The organism is Enterococcus thailandicus (assembly GCF_001886265.1).
GTDB lineage: Bacteria > Bacillota > Bacilli > Lactobacillales > Enterococcaceae > Enterococcus_B > Enterococcus_B thailandicus.
Window position 1 is genome coordinate 28,620 of record NZ_JXLE01000007.1, and the last position, 18,580, is coordinate 47,199.

Below are 18,580 nucleotides of genomic sequence, written 5' to 3' on the forward strand. Positions count from 1 at the left end.
GATCGGCTGATGGCCAAAGGACCGCTGATTACGCGTTCAGAATTACGAAAACGACAAGAAGAGCAACTGAGAGAACCAGTTGATGAAACTAACTATCAGGTAAACAATCAGAGTGAGCCAGAGTCGGCTAACAGCTCAAATTTTTATCGTAAAGAAAGTAAAAAGAAACAAAAGGTAACGAAGACTCGAACAAGTGAACGAGAAAAAACACATAAGTGGAATGTTTTTTTGATGAAAGCATTAGCGATTGTGATCTTGTTGCTTTGTGTTGTTATTTTGGCAATCATATTTATTTAAGAGAGAAGGAATTTTTATGAAAATCGGTATTATCGGAGCAATGGAAGAAGAAGTAAAAATTTTGCGAGAAAATTTAAGTGAACCTTTGTCTTGGGAACGTGCAGGAGCATTATTCATTTCTGGCTCACTGGGAAAACATGAAGTTATCGTTGTTCGCTCAGGTATCGGTAAAGTATTGGCATCTATTACAACTAGTTTACTGATTCAACAATACGGTGTGAATATGGTTATCAATACTGGTTCTGCCGGTGGCATTGGTGAAGGCTTAGCTGTTGGTGATATTGTTGTTTCAGATAAAGTTGCCTATTTTGATGCAGACGCAACGGGATTTGGCTATGAACCAGGTCAATTACCAGGAATGCCACTTTATTATGAAGCAAGTACTTATTTACGTTCGGAAATGGTGAAGGCAGCAAACGCAACCAACTTAAATGTAAAAGAAGGCTTGATTGTAACTGGGGATACATTCGTAGATTCTCCAAAAAAAGTACAAGAAATCTTGACGAACTTCCCAGAAGCATTGGCTTGTGAGATGGAAGGGGCAGCTGTAGGACAAACGGCACGTCAATTCAATATTCCATTCTTGATTGTACGCGCAATGAGCGATACAGCAGATCACTCAGCGACACAAACATTCGATGAGTTTATTGAAGATGCAGGTAAACGTTCAGCAGAAATGGTTATCCAATTTGTTAAACATCTCGTTTAAGGAGGAAACACATGAAAGCATTAGTGTCAATTGATTATACAAATGACTTCGTTGCAACTGATGGGAAATTGACGACGGGTGCTGCGGGACAAGCAATTGAAACAGCAATTACAGCACATACCCGTGAATTTATTGAGGAAAATGAATATGTGGTATTCGCAATTGATGCCCATGATCCAAAAGATGTATTTCATCCAGAGAATCGTTTGTTTCCACCTCATAACGTAATTGGAACTGATGGTCGAGAATTATTTGGGACGTTAGCGCCACTTTATCAAAAATACCAAGAACAAGAAAACATTTACTGGATCGATAAAAGACATTATTCTGCTTTTAGTGGAACAGACTTAGATATTCGCTTGCGAGAAAGAAAGATTACAGACTTATATTTAACAGGTGTTTGCACAGATATTTGCGTCTTGCATACGGCTGTTGATGCGTATAATTTGGGTTATAACTTATTTATTTACAAGGATGCTGTGGCAAGCTTTGATGAAATGGGGCATGAATGGGCGCTCAGACATTTTGAAAATACGTTGGGAGCAACGATTGTCTAAAAGGTTGTGGCACAAGGCGTTTAGCTTCAAGCAATAAGAATTTCTTTCTAAAAACAGTTCCTCATGTTTTTATGAAAGAAGGACTTATTGCCGAAGAAGCTGCCTTGGGAAGACCGTAGATAGAGGTTGTAGCTCCAAGCGTTTAGCTTCAAGCAATAAGGATGCTTTTCTAAAAATAGTTTCTCATATTTTTATGAAAAGAGGATTTATTGCCGAAGAAGTTGCTTGGGGAACACCGTGGATAAAGGTTGTGGCTCAAAACGTTCAGATCCGACTAGATAGTGGGCAGACACTCAAAATAGCTCCTCATATTTTGTAGGAGATGCAAGCTATCTTGAGGAGTTGTTTTGTGAACACCGTAAATAGAGGTTGTGGCTTCAAGTGTTCAGCCCCGAAAAAATAATGAGCAACTGACAAAATAGCCTTTCCTATTTTGGAACAGTTATGAGTTTATTTCGAGGAATTACTTGAGGAAGACCGTAGATAGAGGTTGTAAAAAAATATTCAGCTTTGAATGGATAATGAAAAAATTATGTTCACCAAGAGAAAAATAGGAATAAAAAATGAGGGCTGATTTATCAGTCCTCATTTTTGATAGTTCTTTTGTAATCAATAGTCAAAAGTCAGAAATTTTAGTGCACTATGTTACCAAATATGCACACGCTTTTCTGGTACACGATACATAGCATCATCTGGAGTAACATCAAACGTAGTGTAGAATTCTTCTAAATTTTGTGGTTGGATATTTGCGCGAAGCTTTGCTGGCGCATGAACATCCACTTGCAATAGTAGTTGTTGGTATTCTTTTTTTGCTTTGGTGCGCCAAATGGTTGCCCAGTTAACAAAGAAAGCTTCTAATGAAAGATCTGGTTCACCTTTAGCAGCTTCCAAGGCACAGCTTAGCCCACCTGCATCTGCGATGTTTTCTGAAACAGTTAGTTTTCCGTTTACGGTACCTTCTGCAAATTCAATTCCATCAAACTCTGCAATCATGGCTTTTGCTTTTTCTTGGAAATGAGCTAAGTCTTCATCTGTCCACCAGTTGTTTAAATTCCCATACTCATCAAAAAGTGCGCCGTTATTATCAAAAGCATGTGAGATTTCGTGTGCGATGACAGCACCAATCCCACCAAAGTTTGCAGAGCTCGATTGATCCAAACTGTAAAAAGGTGCTTGTAAAATTGCTGCTGGGAAAACAATGATATTTCTAAATGGATGATAATAAGCATTGACTGTGTCAGCGCTCATTTCCCATTCTGTTCGATCAACAGGTTTGTTCCATTTGCTGAAACGGTCAATCAGTACTTTTTTACTAAAATCGAAGGCATTTGAAAGTAAAGAGCCTCCTTCTTCAGAGGATACTGTTTGGAATTGATCAAAAATCGCTGGGATTTTCTCAGGATAACCAACTTGAATACCTAATTTGTTTAATTTAATAATGGCTTTTTCGCGTGTTTCATCACTAAGCCAATTGTTTTCTTCTAATCGTTTTTGATAAACAGCAATCATTTTTTGTACCATTTGTTCAACATCTTTTTTAGCCGCTTCACCAAAATATTTTTTGCCGTAATAATCACCTACGACTTGATCGAATTGACCAGAAGCTAAATAGAAGGCTGCTTTCTTTTGTGGCATCGCTTCATCAGCACCAGAAAGTGTACGGGAATAGATGCTGCCGATTTGTCGAAAGTCTTCGGAAAGATAACCACTTAATGAACGAACGGTTTTAACAAATAACCAGCTCTTCAATAATGAAAAATGCGCATCGGTGAGTAATTCATCCAAATGTTCAAAGTAAACGGGATCCGTTACGATTACTTTATCTGGTTGTGTCCCAATCAAACCAATCGTTAATTTTTCTAGGTCTAATTTTTTGCTGTAACCGACAAAAGTTTCAAATGATTTTGGGTTATACATTTTGCTGTAATCTGCATTTTCTTCCGCACTCTTAACATGTGGAGCAATCAGTTTGTCAAATTGAATGGCTTGTTCCACGATTGATTCAGCATGCTGTTTTTCTTTACCAGTAAGCTCTAATAACTGAACCATCATGTCAAAGAATACAGATAAAAGCTGTGCGCCGTTTGGATGTTCAGGTGTGTAATACGTTTTGTCGGGTAGAAATAAAGAAGGTGAATAAGCAAAATAAGCATTTGTTTGCGCGTTTTTCATATCTGCATCAACATCAACTGTGAATGGCAATGCAAATCCTTCCAGTGTCCAGTTAGGAAACAACGCATTTAAATCAGAATAAGAATTGATGGCTTCGATTTTTTCCAATAAAGGTAAAAGCGGTGTTGCGCCTAAGTCGTTTCGTTTGGAGTAATCATTTGCTAGCTGATAGTAGGCTAGAAAGTTTTTCATTTTTTCGGAAGAAACTTTTTCGGGATGTGCGAGTAAATTGTCTACTTCGCCCATCAAAAGCTGGTCGATTCCTTCAACTAAATCTTGAAATCCACCTGTAGCAGGTTTATCAGCAGGAATTTTTGCTGTCTTTAGCCAGTCTTCATTGACTGCTTCAAAGAAATCTTGTTTCAATCGTTCTTTATTCATTCATCAGTCACTCCTTTTTTCTCGTGAATTCATTATCTAACAAAAAGTTTTTTTAAACAAATACTATGGTGTTTGTCGATTTTTTTGTGAGAAATGAAAAATCAAAGTCATTTGTTTTTTAGTTGGCATCTATTATAATGAAAAAAAGGAGGCGAAGACAACTGAAATCAGAAATGAAAGAGTTTTCTTTAGCTGAAACAACCAATCAAATGATGAAAGAGCAGTGGGTTGGTTTGTCAGAAGAACGTTTTGAAAAGTACCAGAACTGGAAAACGCCATCTGGTTACTTATGTGGTACTTACGCGACGGCAGTTTTGTTAGCTTATTATCAAGATTACCGACAAGAGTTCACATTGCCGGAACGAATTCGTGTCAAAGATAGTCCAGATGAATCTGTACTAATTGATTTGTTACGTGCCTATATCCAACCACTAGGAATGCCGACAATCCCGTTACAAGTTAGTCAGGGACTCTCTCGATTTTTAAAAGCAATGGGAGAAGCGCAGTGCGCTAGAGGAACCTTGCTTGGGTCATGGCAACGTGCAACCAAACGAATTCGGCAAGGAAAACCAGTGTTAGTTGGTTTGTTGAAAGGATTAGGAAGTACCTACGGAAATCATTGGGTGGTGGCTTACGCATATTTTGAATCAACAACAGGAGAACGTTATTACAAGGTACATGATAATTGGGGAAATGCGAAAAAAATCATTCCAGTAAGCTGGACAAATGGAACTGTTTCACTTTCGTAACAATTTGTTGAAATTACCAGAAAATATGTTGAAAGTATGTTAAACTAACGTGGAATAGAAGTTTTAGGGAGGCCTACATGAGTAAAAAGTATCAGGATGACACGCTGAAAATTTTTAGCTTGAATGGAAATCGTCCATTAGCTGAAAAAATTGCAAAAGTGTTTGGGACAGAACTAGGAAAAAGTGTGGTAAAACAATTTAGTGATGGCGAAATCGCAATCAATATTGAAGAAAGTATTCGTGGCGATCATGTTTACATCGTTCAATCAACGAATGCGCCGGTGAATGATTATTATATGGAACTATTGATAATGATTGATGCAATGAAACGTGCAAGTGCTAAAACGATTAACGTTGTTTTGCCTTATTATGGATATGCGCGTCAAGACCGTACAGCGAAGCCTCATGAACCAATTACAGCAAAACTGATTGCTAATTTAATTGAAGAAGCTGGAGCAACACGTGTTTTAACATTGGATTTACACACGGTTCAAGTACAAGGATTCTTTGATATTCCTGTAGATAATTTATTCACGATGCCACTTTTTGCACATTACTATCGCGAACTTGGCTTAACAGGTGATGACATCGTTGTTGTGTCGCCAAAAAATAGTGGAGTCCAACGTGCGCGTAGTCTTTCTGAATACTTAGATAGTACTTTGGCAATCGTTGATCACGCAGATGATGCTGACTTAGATAGCGGCTATGTGATTGGTGATGTTGAAGGGAAAACATGCATTATGGTAGATGATATCTTAAACACAGGTGCTACATTTGCACGCGCTGCAAATGTCTTGAAAGAAAATGGTGCGAAAGATGTTTATGCTTGTGCCTCTCATGGGTTACTTTCAGTACCTGCAAAATCCATTCTAGACGGAGCACCAATCAAAGATATCTGTATCACTGATTCTGTTTGGACGAAGGACGAATTCCATCCAGAAAACTTGACGATTATTACTTGTTCTGAACTGATGGGTGAAGCTGTGAAACGAATTCACGAAAATACACCGATGAGTCCATTATTCAAGTTAGAAGAAAAAGCTTTTGACTAACCAATCGAAAGGTTGCTAATCAAAAAGTGAGAAAAGCGAGTGGTTTCCTCAAGTTGTGAGAGGAGCTATTCGTTTTTTTTACTCAGCAAGTTGCTTACTTTTTTCTGAGGAATGAAGGAGTTATTTTTGGTAAGTAAGCTATTCTGTGCTAGAATGTGCCTAGTTATAAGTGGAAAGGATGAAATAAGGTGGAAAAAATTTATTTGGATCATGCGGCGACGACACCAATGCATCCTCAAGTAATCAAAGCAATGACTGATATTATGAATGAAACATTTGGAAATCCTTCAAGCATTCATGGATTCGGAAGAGTAGCACATGAAAAACTTGAAACAGCACGTCAAATGATTGCTGATACATTACAGGTGAAATCGCATGAAATTATTTTTAATAGTGGTGGAACTGAAGGCGATAATACAGCAATACTTGAAACAGCTTTTGCAAGACAAAGTGAAGGCAAACATCTGATTACCACTGCAATCGAACATCCTGCAGTATTGAATACGATGAAATATTTGGAAACGCAAGGGTTTGAAGTCACTTATTTACCTGTTGATGAAAATGGGAATCTTTCAATCGCTGACTTTCAACAAGCATTGCGTGAAGATACGATTTTAGTTTCGATTATGTATGGAAATAATGAAATTGGAAATTTAATGCCTATCAAGGAAATCGGTGAATTATTGGCAGAGCATCCTGCGTATTTTCACACCGACGCTGTCCAAGCCTACGGAAACCAAACGATTCGTCCGGAAGCTTTGGGCCTTGATTTGTTGAGTGTTTCTGCACATAAAATCAATGGACCAAAAGGTGTTGGGTTCTTGTACAAACGTGACGGTGTGGTGATTCCAGCCCTACTTTTAGGTGGAGAACAAGAAGAAAAACGACGCGCAGGAACAGAAAATCTAGCAGGTATCTGGGGGATGGCAACAGCTGCAACGATTTTAGATGAAGAAGAACGTCAAGCTAGAAGTGAGAAATACCAAAAATTCCAACAAATGATTTTAACAGCGCTGGAAGATCACGGAATTGAGTATCAAGTGAATGGTGACTTAGCGAATAAATTACCTCATGTTTTGAATTTAAGATTACCTGGTGTGACGAATGACTTATTACTCATGAAATTGGATCTTAGAGGAATTGCTATTTCAACAGGATCAGCATGTACAGCAGGAAATATTGAACCTTCCCACGTGTTAGAAGCAATGTATGGTGAAGACACACCAATTCTAAAAGAATCAATTCGAATTAGCTTTGGGTTTGGGAACACAGAAGAAGAGATTCAACATTTTATCAAACAATTGCTTTCAATTTTAGAAAAATGAAAAAAGGACGAGCAAACGTGATTTCGTTTGCCCGTCCTTTTTTCTTTATGCTTTTATAAAACTTTTGCCAAAGAAGCTAGTAAATTAAATTGGAAACTTTTATAATTAAGATAGAAAATAATTTTATCGAGGTGAAGAACGTGGCATTTGAAAAAACAGCGACAGTTCTTGGTGCAGAAACTAGTTATCGTTTAGCGCCAAGCGCAAAACGATATACACTGAGAGATAATGGCTTTATTGAAACAAATGGGGGAAATTACCAATTGATCCGCCCTTTAGATGCAACTCCACAAAGTAAAGAAGGTTTTAAGTTAAAGGTAACCGTATCAAAGGATATCCAAACAGTAAAAATGTCGATTACCACAGCTAACGGTCTGAAAGCCGTGAATATTTTTAAAGATCCTAAGCAAAAAATGAGTCAAGATAAGTTTTACTTCTTGATGGATGGAATGATCAGCCGAGGATTATTTGAAAAAGTTGAAGACTAAGCAAAAAATAACTAACCTCTCAATCAGTTGAAGGGTTAGTTATTTCTTTTTTATAACAAAGATATCTATAATTAGATTATTCTATACTATTTACAAAGCTTGGACATTCAATGTTTATTGAAAAAAATAATTTACGCATTTTTGGTAAAAAAACACCCCAGTTTTTTGTAGTTTTTATGTTTTTCTTGACTACTGGATACGCTATCAGTATCATAAGTGGCAGATAGAAACAGCCAAATAAAAAAGGTACCTCAGCAAATGGTGGCAGCCAAATGCTGAGGCCTTGAATCAGTCAACCAAACGGACCAATCAAGTTTGCCATAGTCAACGCAATGCATCAACCTTGTTCATTGTAACGAATCTGGAAGTATAAATCTAGTTTTTTAGAGAAATTTTCTAGAGGATGTATTCGGTTTATTTGCTATGCTGAAAGGTATTGGACAGATTGTGTTCGATACCTTTTCTTTTGTCTTAAAATACGCGTAAGAGACAAAAACTACTAAAAAGTGGCATCGTTTGTGCTACATAATTGTAGGAGCGAAGATTTTTTGTGATTTTATTGCCTTTTTTCATCATTTGAAATAAAGTCCGCGTATTAATTTATGAAGGCACATTTCAATGTGGCTGTTTCTGTCATAAAAAGGAGGCATGCAGGTGCAAGTGATTTTGATATTGAATCATAATGCAGTCGTTGCAAGATCAAAGAAGGGAGAGTGGGTACTCATTCGACGAGGAATTGGATTTGGTAAGAAGGTCGGTGATCTCGTCGAACCAAAGAATGTGGAATGTATGTACCAAAAGATATCAATAGGATAACTAGGGGAGTTACTGTCTGGCAGGCTTGACCCATTCCAATGTTTGGAATGAGTCAGGTCTATTTTTTTTAGGAGGATGATTGGTTGGAAGCACTTGATATTCAGGAAATTATTCATAAAGACTTACTTGTTGTAGATTCGAAAGCAACGACCAAAGGCCAGATTCTGAAAGAACTAGCCGATTTATTAGAACGCAAAGGGTACGTAGCAAGCTCAGAAATATTTTTAACAGATGTCTATCAGCGAGAATCAGAAGGCGCGACTGGTATCGGACAGGGAATTGCGATACCGCATGGTAAGTCCACTACCGTGAATCAAACCGTAATTCTCATCGCTACTTTAGCACAACCAATTCCTTGGGAAACGCTCGATGATCAAGATGTCAAAGTTGTTCTTTTATTTGCAGTAAAAGCGGAAGATGCCAATCTTAAACATCTGCGGCTATTACAAAAAATTGCAACTTTGCTTGCAGATAATGAATTTATTCATGAATTAAAAGAAGTAGATACAGTTGAAGCTTTATATCAATTAATGATTAACCAATAAAAAAGGAGTGTCGATTAATATGTTAGTAACAGGAAAAGAAATTTTAGCAGTGGCAAAAGAAAAAGGGTTCGCAGTACCAGCATTCAATGCAGGTTCAGGTCAGTTATTGAATGCAGTGATGGAGGCGTGTGAGGAAGCAAAAGCGCCAGTTATGATTGCGATTCACCCAGAGGAATTACGTTTTTTAACAGATAGTTTTGTTTCACAAGTTAAATATTTAGCAGAAAAAGTAACGATTCCCGTTTGTATTCATTTAGACCATGGAGCAAATTTTGAGCAGGTTATTCACGCGATCCAATTAGGGTTTACGTCTGTAATGATTGATGCGTCTCATCATTCTTTTGAAGAAAATATCGCAATTTCTCAAAAAGTCGTAGAAGCAGCCCATGCAGTGGGCGTCTCGGTCGAAGCAGAGTTAGGAACGATTGGTGACACAGGGAACACAGTTGAAGGTGGCGTTAGCGAAATTATTTATACGGACCCAAAAGTTGCGCAGAAGTTTATTGAAGAAACGGGTGTCGATAGCTTAGCTGTGGCAATCGGAACAGCGCATGGGATTTATCCAAAAGATGTTGATCCAGAGTTGCGCTTAGATATTTTAGAAGAGATTGAATATCTGACTGATGTCCCATTGGTTTTGCATGGTGGCTCAAGCAATCCGGATGATGAAATTTCAAAAGCTGTAGTGATGGGTGTCAATAAAATCAATATTTCTAGCGATATCAAAATTGTTTTCGCAGAAAAACTACGTGAAGTCTTAAATGAAGGAAATCTGGAAATTCGTGAACCAAATGTGCTGTTCCCACCATGTATGGAAGCGACAAAAGAAGTTGCGTTACAAAAAATTCATTTATTTAAAGCTGACGATAAGGCAAAATACTACACTACATCGAAATAGGAGGAGATCAATCCATGAAGATTGTTGGAATTGCTGCATGTACAGCGGGAATTGCGCATACTTACATCGCCCAAGAAAAACTACTTCAAGCTGCTAAGGCACGCGGACATGAGATCCATGTGGAAACACAAGGCCTAGCTGGTACGCAAGATGCTTTATTATCCAGCGATATTCAAGCTGCTGATATGGTATTGATTGCTGCGGATATCAAAGTTAGCGGGCGTAGTCGATTTACGGGAAAACGTATCGTGGACGTGCCTACAAGCTTGGTTGTTAAATCACCAAATAAATTGATGGAAAAGCTAGAAGAAATGCTCAAATAAATTTCAGGAGGACAAAATGGATAAAATCAAGACTTTAGGCATCAAAAAACATTTGATGACTGCAATTTCATTCTTTTTACCAATCGTTGTTGCTTCAGGTTTTTTATTAGCAATTGGAAACATGTTAGATGGTGTTGCAATTGAGACTTTTTCTGAGGGATTCGCATTTGCAGATACGTTGACTTCAATGGGAAATTATGGATTAGGTTTGTTGCCAATGATTGTTTCTTGTGCGATTTCTTACTCCATTGCCGACAAGCCGGGGATTGCTCCTGGTTTAATTATTGGGATGGTTGCAAAAGGAATTGGCGCAGGGTTTCTAGGGGGAATGCTTGGTGGGTACGTTTCGGGGATCATCGTGGTTCTCTTAACAGCTGGAATCAAAGTACCTAAATGGATGGAAGGTTTGATGCCGACTCTGGTTTTACCGTTTCTTAGTTCATTGATTGCCGGGCTGGTCATGTACTATGTAATTGGGACGCCAATCAATTGGTTTACAAACTTGATTACGAACTATTTGACTGGATTGGATACTTCTTCACTCTTTTTATACGGTGCAGTAATTGGTGTGCTTTCTGCGATTGATTACGGGGGAGCAATCAATAAAGTTGTCTTTGCTTTTGTCTTTGCTTTATTCTCAGAGGGAATCTATGAACCGGTCACTGTACTGATTTTGGCATCAATGGTAACGCCTTTTGGTTTGACGATGGCATTTTTCCTAGGAAAGATCATTCAAAAAGAAATTTTTAATCGTCAAGAAATCGAAACGCTAAAAACTGCGTTTCCGATGGGAATTTGTCAAATCACCGAAGGCTGTTTTCCTATTGTATTGAATGACTTGGTCCGCAATGTTATTGCTACTGGTGTTGGCGGTGGAATTGGCGGCGGACTAAGTATGTTGTGGGGAGCAGACAGCCATATTCCTGCTTCAGGGATGTTTGCTGTTGCTACGATGACCAGACCTTGGGCGTTCATAGGTGCATTAATGATTGGTTCGTTTGCAACGGCTGTAACGATTTTAGTTTTGAAGAAACGTGTAGATCCAAATGCAGAAGTTGTTGTGGTCGAAAAAGCAGAAGAAGAAATTTCTTGGGATGATCTAACAATCAATTGAGGAGAACAGTCATGGACTATCAAACAAAAGTAAAACAGCTATTTTTGGATTCAGGAATGATTTTTACAGATGAAGAACTAGAGACCATTGAATTTGTTGATTTTGGCTTAGGTGCTATCGAGGTCGAAGGACTGAACTTATTTGTATATGAAAACAATGAACGCTATTGTGGAAAAGAACTAGCTTTGCTACCCTATCAAACATGTCCTGAACATCGACACCCACCAAGAAAAAATGATCTTGGTAAAAGAGAAACGTTTCGGTGTCGAAAAGGAATCGTCTATTTGTATGTTGAAGGAGAGGAACCTGAAGTCCTATCATGCGAATTACCTGAAAATAATCAAGCAACTTATACAGTGAGGAAAGAGATTGTTTTACGACCAGGTGATCAGTATACGATTGAACCAAATATCAAACATTGGTTTCAAGCAGGGGAGACTGGCGCCGTGGTGACAGAATTTTCTTCTAGTAGTGATGATGCGAGTGATATTTTTACTAATCCGATGATCCAACGATAGTAAAAAGCAAAATAAAAATGGATTTGAAAAAAAGAATGTGTAGTTCATTTTTCGAAGAAAAGATGAAAGAGGTCTGGAAAATTTTCCAACCTCTTTTTTGTGTTTCGCGAAACATTCTTACTTAGTGAAACATAACAAATAAAAAAATTTTTGGAAAAAATGAAGAAAATGTTTGAACCAAGTTGAAGAAGCGAATGAACAAACGGTTGAAAAAAATGTGTTATTCTTTCACATAAGATAATAAATAAGCCAATGGGAAAGAAAGTCATTTCAATTATTTAGGTATCTGTTATTTTTCTTGCTTTTTCATGAAAAAATAAGAAATAAAAGTTTTAGGGGTAAATCACTATATATAGTGTTTTTTTATTGTATACCACTAAAAATGCACAAAATCTAGTCTTTTCTTTTAAAAAAACACGAGTAGAATGAAGATAGATTTTAAAGTGAGGAAGTGTTTTTTTGAAATTAACTGTTTTTTGCGGTTCCCGTTTTGGCGAAAAAGAAAGCTACAAATTTATTGCCCAAACGTTAGGAAAATATATAGCACAAGAAGAAATAGAGCTCGTTTATGGTGGTTCAAATGCTGGAATCATGGGGATCATCAGCCAAACTGTGCTCGAAAATGAAGGAAAAGTAACTGGAATCTATCCAACTGGTTTATTTGAAGCAGAAACGCCAGCTGAAGAAGTAACGACGTTCATTGCAACAGAAACAATTGATGAGCGTAAAGAGTTATTATTTAGTGAAGGCGATGCTGTCTTAGTGTTTCCAGGAGGTTTGGGTACATTAGAAGAGTTTTCTCAGCTACTTTCATGGATTGCGATCGGATTAGTGCCAGAAAAACCAATTGGGATTCTGGATATTGGTGGGTATTATACAGGACTGGAGCAGTTGTTGAAGAATTTTGCCAAAGAAGGGTTTATGGATGAGAAATGGCTTGATCAAGTTGTTTTTTCAAATAACCCATTAAAATTAGTTGATTTATTAAAAGGGACGCATCAAGAAAATCGTCCTTTAGTGAAGGAGATTTATTGATGAGCCAAATTTATTTAGCAGGACCATTTTTTTCAGAGGAACAAGTTGAACGTATTCAACGAATCGAGCAAGCATTAGAAGACAATACTACCGTTTCGACTTTCTATTCGCCACGACATCACCAAGAGAGCGATTATGAAATGTTTAGCGCAGGCTGGGCACAAGAAGTGTATCAACGAGATATGACGGAAGTAACCGATGCGCAAGCTGTAGTAGCTATTTTGGATTTTGAAAATCAAACGATTGATCCTGGCACCGCATATGAGCTAGGTGTTGCGACAATGTTGAACAAACCAATAATTATTTTCCAAGAAGAGACAGTACCAGTGAATTTGATGGTTACAGAAAGTCTTCATGCTTATTTAAAAAATGATAGAGAAATTCAGCAATATGATTTTGAAAAAATGCCGAAACATGCATATATTGGTGAGTATTTATAGAAAAGGAAGGGTTGTATGTCAGTGATTTTAATTTCAGGAACGATTGGCGCAGGAAAGAGTAGCTTAACAGATATGCTTGCAACAGAGATCCGTTCAAAACCATTTTATGAAAGTGTAGAGGATAATGAAGTATTACCACTTTTTTATTCAAATCCAGAACAGTATGCATTTTTATTACAAATCTTCTTTTTGAACAAACGATTTTTAGCGATGAAAAACGCATTGATCAATGATGATAATGTTCTTGATCGTTCAATTTATGAAGATAGTTTATTGTTTCATCTAAATGCAGATCTTGGTCGTGTGACGGATATCGAAGTACAGCAGTATGATAATTTATTAGATACGATGTTAAACGAGTTAGATGATGTGGCGCCTAAAAAACGTCCTGATCTAATGGTTCATATCAAAGTTTCTTTAGACACGATGCTAAGCCGAATCAAAAAACGTGGTCGTGATTATGAACAATTAGAAAGCGATGAAACATTGTACAATTATTATCAACAATTGAATGAACGTTATGATCAATGGTATGAGAACTTTGATGTTTGTCCAAAAATCCAAATTGATGGAGATCAATTTGACTTTGTCGAAGAACCAGAGCATGCGAAAGAAGTAATTGAACAAATTAAGCAAAAATTAGTTGAATTAGAAAAAGCGCCTGCTGGAAGTTATTACACAGATAACAACTTAGCAAAAGGGCAAGAATTAGGATAAATAAAAAAGGCGTCGTGAGAAAATCACGGCGCCTTTTAATGCAATTAATGTGGCTTACTGCTCACTGCTTGAATGTTATCTGTAACATAAGCATCAAAGGATTTAAACGAATCTTGAATCAGTTTATGGCAGTTATCACAAATGCTTAAACTTCCTTGATCGTTAAATTCCGTATGGATGTTTTTATTGCTGGTGCATGTACAATAGTCATGACTATCAAATATATTCATTTTTTTCTCCTTAGTAACCAATCTAACTTTCCCAATATAACAGAAAAAAAGAAAATAGGGAGAAAAATTAAGAGAATTTAACGTGTTCTGAGTCTTTTTGTTTATTACATAAAAAAAGGACTGGGGCAAAAGGAGCTTAAATAGAAAAAAAGCCTAAAATTCGTTTTTGAAAACGTTGATTTTAGGCTTTTTTAAATTGAAAAACGTGTGAAGAACGACTGGATTTTTCGTTTTGTCCTAGTCTCAAATCATGTACTGGATCACAATTGTTTAAATACTATAAACGTTACCATCTTCATCTTTTATCTGATAGTTACCAATTTTAGTAAAGACAACGGAAACTTCTTTTTTGTCTGCCATTCCAGTAATTGTATAACTGTCACCTTTTGTGTCAATTTTAATGGAAGTTAAGGTAATGTTCTCACTGGTCTCAGAAGAAGTCGTACTGTCTTCGTTATAGGTACGCAACCATTCCATCTTATCATCGGTAAACGTAATTTTCCCACTAACTAAATTCATGTTCTTACGCATTTTCAAAGAATAAACACTATTTGAAATATCAGTTTTTTCTGCTTTAAGCGTAGAAGATTCGGTGGTTTCGTTTGTTGATTGGTTTGATCCACCCAGCATATTACAGCCAGTTAAGGTAAAAAGTACCAGTCCTAGAGTAAATATAGCTAATAGTTTCTTCAAAATCCTGCCTCCGTCTAATAGGATAAAGAAATTATACCATTTGAATGAACAACAGGAAACTAAGGATTGTAAAAATCTTTTTAAGGAAAACGCTTAAAAAGTAGTTGCAACTTGGAAAAGTGTTTGTTATATTATTTTTGAACCGGTTCAAAAATCGGTGAGCAACTAAAGATACTTCACTAAAAAAAGAGGTGAACAAGTTGAGTTCAATTCGTGAAGTAGCCAAATTAGCAGGCGTTTCTACAGGTAGTGTCTCACGTTACCTGAATGGTCAAACACTAAAAGTAGCCAATATGGAAAAAATCGCTACGGCAATCGATCAACTGAATTACAAAGAAAATATTATTGCTAAAGGGTTAAAGAATAATCGAAGCTTTTCAGTCGGACTGTTAATGAATAATTTGTCGAGTCGACTAAGTGCGGATATCGTAGCAAGTATTGAAGCATTGATGGAAGAAAACGGGTATAGTTTATTTTTAAGTTGTTTTAATGGTGAAGCGCAATTAGTTTCGCAAAAAATCGACTATCTACTTTCGCACTCAATTGATGGACTGATTCTTTTTGAAGCAGATGAAACTTGGCCAGGAATGGAAAAATTAGTAGAGCTAACGATTCCGATCATTTCTTTAAATACGCCTAATCAGTTGGAAAATGTCGATTCGATTTTGGTTAATGATCGCAAAAGTGTCCGCGAAACGATTGAGCAGATGATTGCGATGGGACATCAGTCAATTGGTGTTATCGCAGCGCCACAAACAGAATATGTGGCTAGAGAGCGATTAGCCGGGGCATTGGAAGCCAAGAAATACAGCGAAAAAGAAATAATTATTGACGTTTACACGGGTGATTACTCACGATTGAGTGGCTTTTATGGTGCGAAAGAATTATTAGCCAAAAACATAACAGCTTTATTTGTTTGTAACTATAACATGTCTATTGGAGCACTAGAATATTTTAACAAAAGTGATCAACAAATTGATCAAGAGATTTATTTTGCGCACTACGACTACTTAGATGAGTTACAGACGGTACTTCCTGAACGAATCATCATTCAACAACCCGCTGTGACAATTGGTGAATTGTGTGGGAAACGTTTGATTGAAAGAATGGAAAACCAGCATACAAGTGGTCAAACGATTCTTTTAGAAAATAAAATTTATGGAATGAAACAAAATAACTAAAAAAGAGGACGAGAAGATGACAAAGTATCAATTTCCTGAAAATTTCTGGTGGGGTTCAGCAGCAAGCGGCCCACAAACAGAAGGACGCGTAGCAAATGATGGCAAAGGTGATAATATTTTTGATTATTGGTATGCACAAGAGCCAGAAAAATTTTTTGATGAAGTAGGTCCAGGTAAAACATCACAAGTTTATACCAAGTACAAAGAAGATGTACAGTTAATGAAACAAACTGGACATAATTCTTTCCGTACATCGATTCAATGGAGTCGTTTGTTATCAGATGAATCTGGTGAAGTAAATCAAAAAGCGGTTGATTTTTATAATAGTTATTTTGACGAATTAATCGAAAATGGTATCGAACCGTTTGTAAATTTGTATCACTTTGACATGCCAATGTACCTTCAAGAAAAAGGTGGCTGGTTAAATCGTGAAACAGTTGAAGCTTATGAACGCTATGCAACGATTTGCTTTGAACTATTTGGACAAAAAATCAAAAAATGGTTTACTCATAACGAACCAATCGTTCCTGTTGAAGCTGGTTACTTGTATCGTTGGCACTATCCAGAAGAAGCAAATATGAAACATGCTGTTCAAGTTGGATATCACGAAGCTTTGTCGTCTGCGCTTGCAATCAAAGCATATCATTCTCTAGACTTATCTGGAAAAATTGGGATTATTTTGAATTTAACACCTAGTTATCCACGTGATGAAAATAACCCGGAAGATGTCAAGGCAGCAAAATTAGCAGATGCGTTCTTTAATCGCTCATTCCTTGATCCAGCAGTTAAGGGCGAGTTTCCGAAAGAACTGATTGAGGTATTAAAAGGCTTAGATTTGTTACCTGAAATCAAAGAGGGTGACAAGGAAATCATCAAAGAAAATACGGTTGATATTTTAGGAATCAATTATTACCAACCACGTCGAATCAAAGCAAAGGAAACACCAATTGACAAAGCTCTTTCGCCAATGCCTGAAGACTTCTTTGATAACTATGAAATGCCTGGCAGAAAGATGAATCCTTACCGTGGATGGGAAATCTATGAAAAAGGGATTTATGATATCTTGATCAACGTTCGTGACAATTACGGAAATATTGACTGTTTCATCTCTGAAAACGGAATGGGTGTTGAAGATGAAGCAAGATTTATTCAAGAAGATGGGATGATTCACGATGACTATCGAATTGAATTTGTAACAGATCACTTGAAGTATGTGCATCAAGCAATTCAAGAAGGAGCCAATTGTTTAGGGTATCATATGTGGACATGCATGGATAACTGGTCTTGGACGAACGCTTATAAAAATCGTTATGGTTTTATTTCAGTAAATTTAGCTAAAGATGGCGAGCGTACAATTAAAAAATCAGGTCATTGGTTCAAGCAAGTCTCTGATCAAAATGGGTTTGATGCGTAATTAGCGTGAGCAAAATTTTTTAAATTTTACTCAGATCATCAAAAATAAAATAAAAACTGTGTTTAAATCACGTAAAGATTTAAGCACAGTTTTTTTTCGCTAGAAAAAAGTGTTATTGATTACTATGAAATTTTATAGTCAAGTTGTCTTTTCAACGATAGTTTGTTTATTAAAAAAAGCAGCTAGTTATTTATTGTTTTTTTACAGGTTTTTTACCTTTAGATTTCATTTTTTGTATATAATAGAACAGGTAAATTCAAATAGGAGTGGAAGAAGGTATGAGAAAGAAGCGTCCTGTTCTTCTCTTTTGGTTAATTGGTTTTTTCCTTTTGCTTATTCTATCTGTAACGATTTCTGGACGAATCACAACAGAAATAGTTCATACAAAAACGGAAAAAATCGTTGCAAGCAAAGAATCAGTAGATAAATTTAGAAAAGAATTCTCAACTTATTGGTGGGAGGACTATAAATTTGAAGCCGACTATGATCAAGGCGAATTAGTGATTTATTTACCAAAAGGAAAAGAAGACAACCAGTTTACAAATATCGACGATGTTTTAAGTGCGATTTCCTTGAGACAATATCAATTTAAAGATAAACGACTGACCGTTTTACTGTTATCAAATTCGGGAGAGAAGCTAGCCCGATTAAAAAATGGAAAAGTAACAAAAGGGTACTCTGACAAAGTAGATAAAAAAGTCGTGGCCAGTCGCTTAGCGGAATGGAAAAAGACAAATACGCCAACGAAAACAAGTGATTCCAGTCATCCGAAAACAACAACTGGCTCAACGACTGTACCACCGGCAACAAATTCGTCTGAAAGTTCATCCACAAGTAGTCATCTTTCTGGGACGAGCCAGTGATCAAAAAATAGTGAAAAGAAAAGTTGTGACAACTGTCACAGCTTTTTTTTGGAAAAGAGGGAG

General features: G+C 36.8%; 21 protein-coding genes and 1 pseudogene. 19 read left to right on the forward strand and 3 right to left on the reverse strand.

What is annotated here, in order from left to right; translation table 11 throughout:
• Positions 1-9 precede the first annotated feature (9 nt).
• Genes macP through RV17_RS06370 form a run of 3 tightly spaced genes read left to right on the forward strand, consistent with a single transcriptional unit; the run spans position 10 to position 1,563 of the window.
• Positions 10-297, forward strand: a complete 288-nt coding sequence (macP, locus tag RV17_RS06360) for a cell wall synthase accessory phosphoprotein MacP (protein ID WP_067485317.1) — start codon at positions 10-12, stop codon at positions 295-297.
• 16 nt (positions 298-313) lie between these two features.
• Complete coding sequence (locus tag RV17_RS06365) at positions 314-1,006, forward strand: 5'-methylthioadenosine/adenosylhomocysteine nucleosidase (protein WP_071868776.1); 693 nt, start codon at positions 314-316, stop codon at positions 1,004-1,006.
• Between the two features lie 11 nt (positions 1,007-1,017).
• Positions 1,018-1,563 carry a cysteine hydrolase family protein gene (locus RV17_RS06370; protein ID WP_067485311.1) on the forward strand — a complete coding sequence of 182 codons (546 nt, stop codon included), beginning with the start codon at positions 1,018-1,020 and terminating at the stop codon, positions 1,561-1,563.
• 645 nt (positions 1,564-2,208) lie between these two features.
• Here the strand turns inward: RV17_RS06370 and RV17_RS06375 are convergent.
• The gene (locus RV17_RS06375) at positions 2,209-4,116 is read right to left on the reverse strand and encodes a M13 family metallopeptidase (protein WP_071868777.1); all 1,908 of its coding nucleotides are present in this window, start codon (positions 4,114-4,116) and stop codon (positions 2,209-2,211) included.
• Between the two features lie 224 nt (positions 4,117-4,340).
• Here RV17_RS06375 and RV17_RS06380 point away from each other — a divergent pair.
• From RV17_RS06380 to RV17_RS06440, 13 genes and pseudogenes are all read left to right on the forward strand, one after another.
• A pseudogene (locus RV17_RS06380) lies at positions 4,341-4,865 on the forward strand (dihydrolipoamide dehydrogenase); the annotation flags it as partial.
• A gap of 77 nt (positions 4,866-4,942) precedes the next feature.
• Positions 4,943-5,917, forward strand: coding sequence for a ribose-phosphate diphosphokinase (locus tag RV17_RS06385; RefSeq protein WP_067485302.1), 975 nt, complete (start codon positions 4,943-4,945; stop codon positions 5,915-5,917).
• 188 nt (positions 5,918-6,105) lie between these two features.
• Positions 6,106-7,242: a cysteine desulfurase family protein gene (locus RV17_RS06390; protein ID WP_071868778.1), complete on the forward strand. Its 1,137-nt coding sequence runs from the start codon at positions 6,106-6,108 to the stop codon at positions 7,240-7,242.
• Between the two features lie 140 nt (positions 7,243-7,382).
• Entirely contained in the window at positions 7,383-7,730 is a 348-nt protein-coding gene (locus RV17_RS06395; protein ID WP_067485296.1) for a DUF1831 domain-containing protein, read from the forward strand.
• A 648-nt stretch (positions 7,731-8,378) separates the two neighbouring features.
• The gene (locus RV17_RS06400) at positions 8,379-8,546 is read left to right on the forward strand and encodes a CAT RNA binding domain-containing protein (RefSeq protein WP_231885469.1); all 168 of its coding nucleotides are present in this window, start codon (positions 8,379-8,381) and stop codon (positions 8,544-8,546) included.
• A gap of 83 nt (positions 8,547-8,629) precedes the next feature.
• Positions 8,630-9,091 carry a PTS sugar transporter subunit IIA gene (locus tag RV17_RS06405; RefSeq protein ID WP_231885468.1) on the forward strand — a complete coding sequence of 154 codons (462 nt, stop codon included), beginning with the start codon at positions 8,630-8,632 and terminating at the stop codon, positions 9,089-9,091.
• A 19-nt stretch (positions 9,092-9,110) separates the two neighbouring features.
• Positions 9,111-9,989 (forward strand): ketose-bisphosphate aldolase, encoded by an 879-nt coding sequence (locus RV17_RS06410; RefSeq protein WP_067485293.1) that lies wholly within the window; start codon positions 9,111-9,113, stop codon positions 9,987-9,989.
• 14 nt (positions 9,990-10,003) lie between these two features.
• Entirely contained in the window at positions 10,004-10,312 is a 309-nt protein-coding gene (locus tag RV17_RS06415; protein WP_067485290.1) for a PTS fructose transporter subunit IIB, read from the forward strand.
• A 16-nt stretch (positions 10,313-10,328) separates the two neighbouring features.
• The gene (locus RV17_RS06420) at positions 10,329-11,426 is read left to right on the forward strand and encodes a PTS fructose transporter subunit IIC (protein ID WP_067485287.1); all 1,098 of its coding nucleotides are present in this window, start codon (positions 10,329-10,331) and stop codon (positions 11,424-11,426) included.
• A gap of 11 nt (positions 11,427-11,437) precedes the next feature.
• Positions 11,438-11,944, forward strand: a complete 507-nt coding sequence (locus RV17_RS06425) for a D-lyxose/D-mannose family sugar isomerase (RefSeq protein WP_067485285.1) — start codon at positions 11,438-11,440, stop codon at positions 11,942-11,944.
• 459 nt (positions 11,945-12,403) lie between these two features.
• Positions 12,404-12,979: an LOG family protein gene (locus tag RV17_RS06430; protein WP_071868780.1), complete on the forward strand. Its 576-nt coding sequence runs from the start codon at positions 12,404-12,406 to the stop codon at positions 12,977-12,979.
• Positions 12,979-13,419 (forward strand): nucleoside 2-deoxyribosyltransferase, encoded by a 441-nt coding sequence (locus tag RV17_RS06435; protein ID WP_071868781.1) that lies wholly within the window; start codon positions 12,979-12,981, stop codon positions 13,417-13,419. Before RV17_RS06430 ends, RV17_RS06435 begins: the two co-directional genes overlap by 1 nt.
• Positions 13,420-13,434: 15 nt before the next feature.
• Complete coding sequence (locus RV17_RS06440) at positions 13,435-14,136, forward strand: deoxynucleoside kinase (protein ID WP_071868782.1); 702 nt, start codon at positions 13,435-13,437, stop codon at positions 14,134-14,136.
• A gap of 44 nt (positions 14,137-14,180) precedes the next feature.
• Here RV17_RS06440 and RV17_RS06445 read toward each other — a convergent pair whose 3' ends face one another.
• Positions 14,181-14,360, reverse strand: a complete 180-nt coding sequence (locus RV17_RS06445) for a hypothetical protein (RefSeq protein WP_186807800.1) — start codon at positions 14,358-14,360, stop codon at positions 14,181-14,183.
• Between the two features lie 276 nt (positions 14,361-14,636).
• Positions 14,637-15,059 (reverse strand): hypothetical protein, encoded by a 423-nt coding sequence (locus RV17_RS06450; RefSeq protein WP_067485270.1) that lies wholly within the window; start codon positions 15,057-15,059, stop codon positions 14,637-14,639.
• A 200-nt stretch (positions 15,060-15,259) separates the two neighbouring features.
• Between RV17_RS06450 and RV17_RS06455 the strand changes: the two genes are divergently transcribed.
• The 3 genes from RV17_RS06455 (at position 15,260) to RV17_RS06465 (ending at position 18,517) form a co-directional block, all read left to right on the forward strand.
• Positions 15,260-16,240, forward strand: a complete 981-nt coding sequence (locus tag RV17_RS06455) for a LacI family DNA-binding transcriptional regulator (RefSeq protein WP_071868784.1) — start codon at positions 15,260-15,262, stop codon at positions 16,238-16,240.
• A 16-nt stretch (positions 16,241-16,256) separates the two neighbouring features.
• On the forward strand, positions 16,257-17,654 hold the full coding sequence (locus tag RV17_RS06460; RefSeq protein WP_071868785.1) for a glycoside hydrolase family 1 protein: 1,398 nt from the start codon (positions 16,257-16,259) through the stop codon (positions 17,652-17,654).
• Positions 17,655-17,932: 278 nt separating this feature from the next.
• On the forward strand, positions 17,933-18,517 hold the full coding sequence (locus tag RV17_RS06465) for a hypothetical protein (protein ID WP_071868786.1): 585 nt from the start codon (positions 17,933-17,935) through the stop codon (positions 18,515-18,517).
• The last annotated feature ends 63 nt before the right edge of the window (positions 18,518-18,580 follow it).

Coding starts and splice junctions, on each gene's coding strand:
- macP (WP_067485317.1), top strand. CDS start 10: ATGGCCAAAGGACCGCTGATTACGCGTTCAGAATTACGAAAACGACAA.
- RV17_RS06365 (WP_071868776.1), top strand. CDS start 314: ATGAAAATCGGTATTATCGGAGCAATGGAAGAAGAAGTAAAAATTTTG.
- RV17_RS06370 (WP_067485311.1), top strand. CDS start 1,018: ATGAAAGCATTAGTGTCAATTGATTATACAAATGACTTCGTTGCAACT.
- RV17_RS06375 (WP_071868777.1), bottom strand. CDS start 4,116: ATGAATAAAGAACGATTGAAACAAGATTTCTTTGAAGCAGTCAATGAA.
- RV17_RS06385 (WP_067485302.1), top strand. CDS start 4,943: ATGAGTAAAAAGTATCAGGATGACACGCTGAAAATTTTTAGCTTGAAT.
- RV17_RS06400 (WP_231885469.1), top strand. CDS start 8,379: ATGCAGGTGCAAGTGATTTTGATATTGAATCATAATGCAGTCGTTGCA.
- RV17_RS06410 (WP_067485293.1), top strand. CDS start 9,111: ATGTTAGTAACAGGAAAAGAAATTTTAGCAGTGGCAAAAGAAAAAGGG.
- RV17_RS06415 (WP_067485290.1), top strand. CDS start 10,004: ATGAAGATTGTTGGAATTGCTGCATGTACAGCGGGAATTGCGCATACT.
- RV17_RS06420 (WP_067485287.1), top strand. CDS start 10,329: ATGGATAAAATCAAGACTTTAGGCATCAAAAAACATTTGATGACTGCA.
- RV17_RS06425 (WP_067485285.1), top strand. CDS start 11,438: ATGGACTATCAAACAAAAGTAAAACAGCTATTTTTGGATTCAGGAATG.
- RV17_RS06435 (WP_071868781.1), top strand. CDS start 12,979: ATGAGCCAAATTTATTTAGCAGGACCATTTTTTTCAGAGGAACAAGTT.
- RV17_RS06440 (WP_071868782.1), top strand. CDS start 13,435: ATGTCAGTGATTTTAATTTCAGGAACGATTGGCGCAGGAAAGAGTAGC.
- RV17_RS06460 (WP_071868785.1), top strand. CDS start 16,257: ATGACAAAGTATCAATTTCCTGAAAATTTCTGGTGGGGTTCAGCAGCA.
- RV17_RS06465 (WP_071868786.1), top strand. CDS start 17,933: ATGAGAAAGAAGCGTCCTGTTCTTCTCTTTTGGTTAATTGGTTTTTTC.